The 7,043-nt window shown below is 71.2% G+C and carries 7 protein-coding genes; 5 read left to right on the top strand and 2 right to left on the bottom strand.

Annotation, left to right across the window (positions count from 1 at the left end):
• The first annotated feature begins 241 nt into the window (after positions 1–241).
• Positions 242–1,618: a non-hydrolyzing UDP-N-acetylglucosamine 2-epimerase gene (gene wecB, locus MXD58_RS16345; RefSeq protein WP_248839498.1), complete on the top strand. Its 1,377-nt coding sequence runs from the start codon at positions 242–244 to the stop codon at positions 1,616–1,618.
• A 211-nt stretch (positions 1,619–1,829) separates the two neighbouring features.
• Positions 1,830–3,182, top strand: a complete 1,353-nt coding sequence (locus MXD58_RS16340) for a hypothetical protein (protein ID WP_248839499.1) — start codon at positions 1,830–1,832, stop codon at positions 3,180–3,182.
• Positions 3,183–3,346: 164 nt separating this feature from the next.
• On the opposite strand, the gene MXD58_RS16335 is transcribed toward MXD58_RS16340, so the two are convergent.
• Entirely contained in the window at positions 3,347–3,733 is a 387-nt protein-coding gene (locus MXD58_RS16335; protein ID WP_248839500.1) for a hypothetical protein, read from the bottom strand.
• Between the two features lie 128 nt (positions 3,734–3,861).
• Here MXD58_RS16335 and MXD58_RS16330 point away from each other — a divergent pair, with 128 nt between their 5' ends.
• Positions 3,862–4,374 carry a toll/interleukin-1 receptor domain-containing protein gene (locus tag MXD58_RS16330; protein ID WP_250609496.1) on the top strand — a complete coding sequence of 171 codons (513 nt, stop codon included), beginning with the start codon at positions 3,862–3,864 and terminating at the stop codon, positions 4,372–4,374.
• Between the two features lie 181 nt (positions 4,375–4,555).
• The gene (locus MXD58_RS16325) at positions 4,556–4,960 is read left to right on the top strand and encodes a hypothetical protein (RefSeq protein WP_248839502.1); all 405 of its coding nucleotides are present in this window, start codon (positions 4,556–4,558) and stop codon (positions 4,958–4,960) included.
• A 122-nt stretch (positions 4,961–5,082) separates the two neighbouring features.
• On the opposite strand, the gene MXD58_RS16320 is transcribed toward MXD58_RS16325, so the two are convergent.
• On the bottom strand, positions 5,083–5,253 hold the full coding sequence (locus MXD58_RS16320; RefSeq protein WP_250609494.1) for a hypothetical protein: 171 nt from the start codon (positions 5,251–5,253) through the stop codon (positions 5,083–5,085).
• A 467-nt stretch (positions 5,254–5,720) separates the two neighbouring features.
• Between MXD58_RS16320 and MXD58_RS16315 the strand changes: the two genes are divergently transcribed.
• A partial coding sequence (locus tag MXD58_RS16315; RefSeq protein ID WP_308301978.1) for an ATP-binding protein occupies positions 5,721–7,043 on the top strand: 1,323 nt, incomplete at its 3' end.

Below are 7,043 nucleotides of genomic sequence, written 5' to 3'. Positions count from 1 at the left end.
GTGACCCCCCGCGCGCGTTGTTTAATATGGTCGGGGGCGGGGTGGGTAGGCCGCGGGCGGGGCGGGGGGGGGCCCCCCCCCCCCCCGGCCGCCGCCGCGCCGGAGGGTGATACCTCAACTCTGAGTTACGAGAAATTGCAGAGAGTGATACGTTCCTGGTGACGGCCGCGGGCGGCGCCGGCACCAGGGTCGACCCCGACGCGGCTGATGGTGACATCCGCGTGCGCCAGGGGGAGTCCAGATGCCGCGTGGTAATCCCGAGCAGAGCGGGCCCTCCGTGCCGACGGCGCCCTCGGAGCTTCCCGGCGAGCGGTTCACCCCGCTCGTGCCGCAGCCCAGCGGGCCGCAGCCGCGCCGCGCGCCGCGCAGCGTCGCCAGGCCCGCGCCCGTCGTCCCGCAGCCGGGCGCCGGGCCCGCCGAACGGCGCCTGCGGGTGCTGGCTGTCGTCGGCACCCGACCCGAAGTGATCAAGTTGAGTAGGGTGCTGGCGGCTCTCGACCGGGCGGTTGACCTGCGGCTCGTGCACACCGGCCAGAACTACGACCATGAGCTCAGTCAGGTCTTCTTCGACGAGCTCGGCGTCCGCCGACCCGATCACACCCTCGAGTGCGCCGGCGCCACCCCCGCGGAGACGATCAGCCGCCTCATCGGCCAGCTCGATCCGATCCTCGCCGCCGAGCAGCCCGACGCGCTGCTCATCCACGGCGACACGAACACCTGTTACGCCGCCATCGCCGCGAAGCGCCGCCGCATTGCCGTCTTCCACCTCGAGGCCGGCAACCGCTGCTTCGACCAGCGGGTGCCCGAAGAGATCAACCGGCGGGTCGCCGACCAGCTCAGCGACGTCCACCTCGCCCTGACCGAACAGGCCCGCGGCCACCTGCTCGCCGAGGGCCTGCCGACGCACCGGATCTTCGTCGTCGGCTCACCGGTCCGCGAGGTGCTCGACCACTACGCGCCGCTCATCGACAGTTCCTCGGTGCTGGCCACCCTCGGCGTGCAGGCCGGCCGGTACCTGGTGGTCAGCGTGCACCGGGAGGAGAACGTCAGCCGGCCGGAGGCGATCGAGGCGTTCCTGGACACCCTGAACCGCCTCGCCGTGCGCTACCGGCTGCCGGTGGTCGTCTCCACCCATCCGCGCACGCGTGACCGGCTCGCGGCGCTGCGCCGCTCCGGCCGGGCGCCGATGATCGACGACCGGGTCCGCTTCTGTCGGCCGTTCGGGTTCCCGGACTACATCGCGCTGCAGCGGGCCGCCCTGTGCGTACTGTCCGACAGCGCCACCCTGACCGAGGAGAGCTCCCTCGTCGGCTTCCCGGCGGTGCTCATCCGCGAGGCCCACGAGCGCCCGGAGGGGATGGACCGCGGGGTGCTCGTCTCCACCGTGCTGCGCGCCGATCGGGTCCTCGCCGCCGCCGAGCTGATCGTGCGCGAGGCCGAGAGCGACCGCCGGCCGCGCGTCGTCGCCGACTACGCCGCCGACGACGTCTCCCGCCGGGTCGTGCACATCATCGTCAGCTACGTCGACCACGTCCGCCGCACCGTCTGGTTCGGCGACGCGCACCCGGACACCGGTCCGCATCCGGTCGCGCCCGCGACCACCGCCGAAAACCACTGACCCCGCGGCCGCGATCGTTGACGGCGTCGCGGCCGACGCGACGTCGGATCCGGTACCGCTGCCGCGACCTCGACTCGCCCGGTTCCGGGCGAGATGATTGCCGTGCGGACGACCTGCGGAAACCCGCAAAATACGGGATCCACGCGATAACGACTCGCCAGTTATGCCCGAGATGTCGTAGCCTAGGCCCGGTCCAACGATCGGGGGCGGCATGTGGGAAGCCGACGGCATGCAGATGCCCGGCTGGCACGGCAATGACGGTAACGCGGCCTATCTCGACAAGACGCTGCGTCATCAACCCATCGAGCTCTCCCTGGACGACAGCGTCTCCGGTATGGAGGTCCTTCGGCTCTGGTTACGGGCCACCATGGCCTCGCTTTTCGTCCTGCTGTTCTTTGTCCTCATCGCTGCTCTTGCCGCCGCGACCGAGGGCATCGGCGGTGGCAGCTCCGACGACGGTTTCGGTGACAGCGGCGATGACTACTCCTTCGCCAGGGGCACTTTCGCGACCGGGGCCTACCTCTCGACCGCGATCTTCTGGATCGTGTTGCTGTTCGTGAAACGGCGCGAGCCGATAGGCGAGTGGCGGGTGCTCCTCGCCGACTCCGCCGACCGCACGAACTCGGCCTACAGTCAGATCGTCGGCTCCCTGCGGAACCGTCAGATACCTGTACTGATCGCTTACCGCCGGATAGACACCGGGCTCGGCCGCCACAGTGTCAACAACCGACTCGTCCTCAGCTATGGGGACTACAACGCCTACGTCTCGGTATTCCCGTACGGGACCAGCCTGTATCTCGGCTGGATGATGTGGCGCAAGCGACTTGGCATTGTGTTGTTGATTCGGTTCGCCACCGATGGGATCGCGGCCATGCTCAAGCGCGGCGACCTGGAAAGCAGGGCCCTGCGCACGGAAACCGCCCGCGCGATGCGGGAGGCCGTGCACTCCGCCTGCCGAGAGGGCCTTCACGCCGCCCTGGACGAGCGCCCGGTGCCGATCGAGTTCGGTTTCCCGCACGGAATGCCGCCGATCGAGGAGACGCGCGTGCCGGTTGCCCAGTCAGCGCAGGCGCCCGGGTACGTGCCAGCACCGGGACAGGCCCACCAGCCGACAGGTCCGAACTGGCAGTCGGGCCCCTCGGCCCAGCCGGACGCTCCGGTCCCGTTCGATACGCAGTACGGGCTCCACCAGCCCTATCCGCAGAATCCGCCAAGCCAGCCGTACTCGCTGAATCCGCCAAGCCAGCCTTATCTGCGGATCCCTCCGAGCCAGCCGTCTCCGCAGGTTCCTCCGGGCGGCCCGTCAGGCCCGCGGGACACCTGGGGGCAGTCGTACCCGCAGGCCGCTCCCCAGGACGGCGCCGCGTATCCGCAGGGTGCGCGGCTGCCGCCGGAGCAGGGCTGGTCCGCGCCGCCGCCGGACCAGCCGGACGCCGACAGCACCTACCGGCTGTATCCGCCGGCGGGAACGTTCCTCCCTCCGGGTGGCGCCGCCGCCACCCCGCCGCCCCCGGCCGGCGGGAACTGGCCGCCTCCTGAGGAGGAAGGCCCGGCATTCCGGTGAGTGGGCGCCCCGTCGGTGGCGGGGACGACGTGCTCGTCGAACGTCCGCCCGCCGGGGCATGGGGCCTGGATCGGCCTGCGGCTCGCCCCCGGTGGTGACCGGGCGGGCCCCGCGCCGTCCGACGCGCCGGTCGACCAGCATCACCTCGCGGCGCGGTCCGCGGATCATGCCTGGCTGGCGGCGCGCAGCAGGCGAGCCGGTTCGAGCTGCGGTACCTCAACGACCCGCGGTCGAAACTGCTGCGCGCCGTGCTGCTGGGCCAGGTGTACCGACCGCCCGGCGGCGGCGAGCAGGAGGTCGTCGCGGACGCCCGGGCGCTGCGGGACCGCCTGGCGCAGCTCCCCGGCCATCTGCGGAGCACCGCGCTGACGTCGGCCGGCGAGATCCGCCGGGAGCTGCGTCCGTTCGAACCGGACCTCGGCTCGGTGCACGAGGTCCGCAAGAGACTGTCCTGGTCGCCCTGCACACGCGGGGACACCGGCCGGCAGATCTGTTTCGCCGTGGTCCCGTTCGACGACGACGACCACGAGGCGGAACTGGCCTGGCAGCACCTGACGATCACCGGCCAGGGCTGGCTGGCGAGGCCTACCGGCAGGCAACGCCCCCCGGCCAGCTCCGCGAGGAGGAACGGATCCTGTGCGATCTGGTTGACGCGCGGGAGAGCGCGGCGGCCTTCCGGTTGCCGTACCAGGTGCCCTGGCGCCGCCCGCTGTTCGACGGCGGTGATCCCCCGGTCCCTCCCGGCGTCCCGGTGCCGGAGCGTCAACCCCTGCCCGTGCGGTACGACGTGTTCGTCAGCTACAGCCATGTCAACGCCGAGTGGGTCGACACCGTTCTCGTGCCACGACTGCGCGGCGCCGGGCTGCGGGTGATGCTCGACAGTGACGACTTCCGGATCGGCGCGCCGACCCTGACCGAGATCGAGCGTGCGGTCGAGGAGAGCCGCCGCACGCTGCTGGTGCTCACCCCCGCCTACCTGACCAGCGAATGGGCCGAGTTCGAGAACCTGCTGACGCAGAGCGCCGACCCGGCGAACCGGCACCGCCGGCTCATCCCGGTGCTGCTCGAACCGGTCGCCCCGCCGGCCCGCCTCGCGATGCTCAACCACCTGGACCTGACCCGCCCGCGAGGGGTCGAGGACGGCCTTCACCGGCTGGTCGGCCAGCTGCTCGCCGAACGCGCGGGCGGCTGACGCCGCACCCGGCACGGCGAGCCCGCGCACCGGGCTGCCCGCCGCTTCGCGCTGGTGGCCGGCTGAACTCCCTGCCCCGTACCGCTTCAGGGCGGATGTCAGAGATCTCCCCGATGCCGCCGGGGCGCCCGGTTCGCAGACTGCGAGACGCAGCTCCAACCGCTTCAGGGAGGTCAGCGACATGTCGGGTAGCTGGGATGCGACGGTCAAGGCGGTCACCGCGGTGGAAAAGGGCACCGCGAACACCGTCGACGTCATCGAGTCGGGCAAGACCTTCGACGTCCTCGTGGACATCGAGGTCGGCAAGGGCATCATCGCGTTTGGGGGTGCGAGCTACCGACTGGTCGCGACCGTACGCAACCAGAGCCAGTTCACGGTCGCCTACGCCGTGCCGGCGAGCACAGCGCAGCTGCCGAGCACGGGCACCGGGAACTTCCAGACACAGCTACGGATCAACGTTCCGGACACGACCTGGTCGGCGGCGGAGGACGACGTACTCGACGTGATCGCGTCGTTCTCGCTGAAGTCGGGGCAGTTCACCGACACCACGAGCGAGACCAGTCGCACCTTCATCGTCTCCGCCTGACCTGCGCTGGCGCACCGGTTCCCAGCCGGGGCGCTGGTCCGCCGCGGCCCCGCCGGGAGAACCTGGCGGGGCCGTCGGCGCGTGCGGCATCCTCCCGCGCGTCGCGGTCGCGCCGCCCGAACTCAGCAGCCGAACAACAGCCGCACCGCTGCCCGCTCCGTTGCCGGCGTCACCATCCCCTCGATGTCGTGGGCCTCATCGAGGTCGAGGCCGAGGTCGCGTAGCGCTGCCTCGAAGGCGATCTGGGCGATCTCGGCGCCGGCCGGCTCGACCCGGATGGACAGGTCCAGCACCTCTGTCGGGCCAGGCCGGTCGGCCCTCGAGGGGGCCGACCACAGACGCGCTGCGACGGGAAAACCGGCCACCTGCAGCGGAACGCGCCAGTGGAGGGCCCGGACCGGTCCAACGAGGCGATGCTGGTCCAGGTCGACCGGGCCGTCCGCGCACTCCCGTAGGAATCGCAGCTGGGTAGCCGAGAAAACGGCACTCGGCATAATTCGTCCGGTTTGGAGGTCGCTGGCGCTACGGGTGCCGCGGTCGGCGGTGAGTGTCACCGCGAGCGCATGTCTTTCGCCGATCCAGTCGGCCTCCATCCGAAGGACATGCCCATCTACGTCGCGGGTTCGGATCCATTCCGAGCTCAGTCGTGACCGGCGCGCTGGCCGCATTCTGACCGTGGAAATGGTGCGGCCCGGTCCGGGTCGGTCATAGTCGTGTAACAGCAGTAGAAGACCTTCGTCCGCAGTGGCCTGGGCGACGGATGTCGCGCTGTCGGCGGCGGCTGCGAAGCAGAAGAGCCGGTGCCATCGGCCCGCCGTCACCCCCAGTTCCGGTGTCCGGTAGGCCGCCTCGGCCCGCCGCCCGGCCAGCGTCACCCGGACCCGCACGCAGTCCAGCCGCTGGCGGCAGTCCATCTCGACTCCTAGCGGGTGAGCGGGGGACGACCGGCCACGGTCATCATGGCGAGTTCTCCGGCCAGGGCGGTTCCCTCCCGGCGCTACCACGGTTACCCCGTACTCCCAGGTCAACACCTGTCCGGTCGGGGCGCGTCGGGGAATTCCCGGTCAGTTTGTGGACGGCGGCGCGAACGAAGGTAGAAAAGCCCTTTTGCAACAACGCCTGGAGCGGCAGGATGGAGACACGCCGAGAGCATGCCGCGGGAGGTCTGGCCGTTGTGAACGGTGCAGGGGGAGTTGTCAGCGAAAACGTCGTGACGCGCGCGGCACCCGCTGGCGCGTGTTCAGGCATCGGGGGTGATCTGGTGGCCGATGTGCCCTTGGTTGCCGCGCGGATTCCGGCTGATGGGAATGTCCTGACTGACGGTCGCGATGGCGTGGACGGGGGGATTTCCGCGGGTGAGAATGCGCCTGCGCGAGGGGGAGCTCGGTTTGCCGGGGAACGGCTGTTCGGCCGGGACAGGGAGCGCCGGCTGGTCGATGGCCTGCTCGCATCGGTCACGCGACGCTGCTGTGCGCTGGTGGTGCGGGGCGACCCTGGCATCGGGCGGAGCGCGGTGCTGCGCCACGCGGAACGCAGGTCCACCGCCGGTGTCCGGTGGCTGCGTGGGGTCGAATCGGAGGCGGTGCTGCCCTACGCGACCCTGGCGGACCTCGTCCTGCCGCTGCGCGGGCACCTGGCCGGCCTGCCCGACGCGCAGCGCGCCGCGCTGGAGATCTGCCTCGCGCTCACCGAGGGCACCCTCGCCGGCCCCTACGCCGCCTGCGCGGGCACGCTGAACCTTCTCGCCGCGGCCGCGGAGGAACATCCGTTGGTCCTTCTCGTCGATGACCTGCAGTGGATCGACGAGCCGTCCCGGCAAGTGCTGTTGTTCGTCGCCCGCCGGCTCTCCGTCGAGCGGGTGTCGATGCTGTTCGCCGTCCGCTCGGACGCGGCGTGGATGTGCGAGGGCTCCGGGCTGCCAGCGATCGAGCTCGGCGGCCTCGGTATCGATGACTGCGCCGCGCTCGTCGCCGCCCGGGGCATCAACGTCGCCCCGGGCGTCGCCGAGGAGCTCGCGGGCCGTGTCGGCGGCAACCCGTCGGCGCTGCTCGACGCCGCCGCCAGCCTGCGTCCCGCCCAACGG

The sequence above is a fragment of the Frankia sp. AgKG'84/4 genome (genome assembly GCF_023242965.2).
GTDB lineage: Bacteria > Actinomycetota > Actinomycetes > Frankiales > Frankiaceae > Frankia.
Note: the sequence above shows the minus strand (reverse complement) of the source record. Positions and strands in the feature narration are given on the sequence as shown.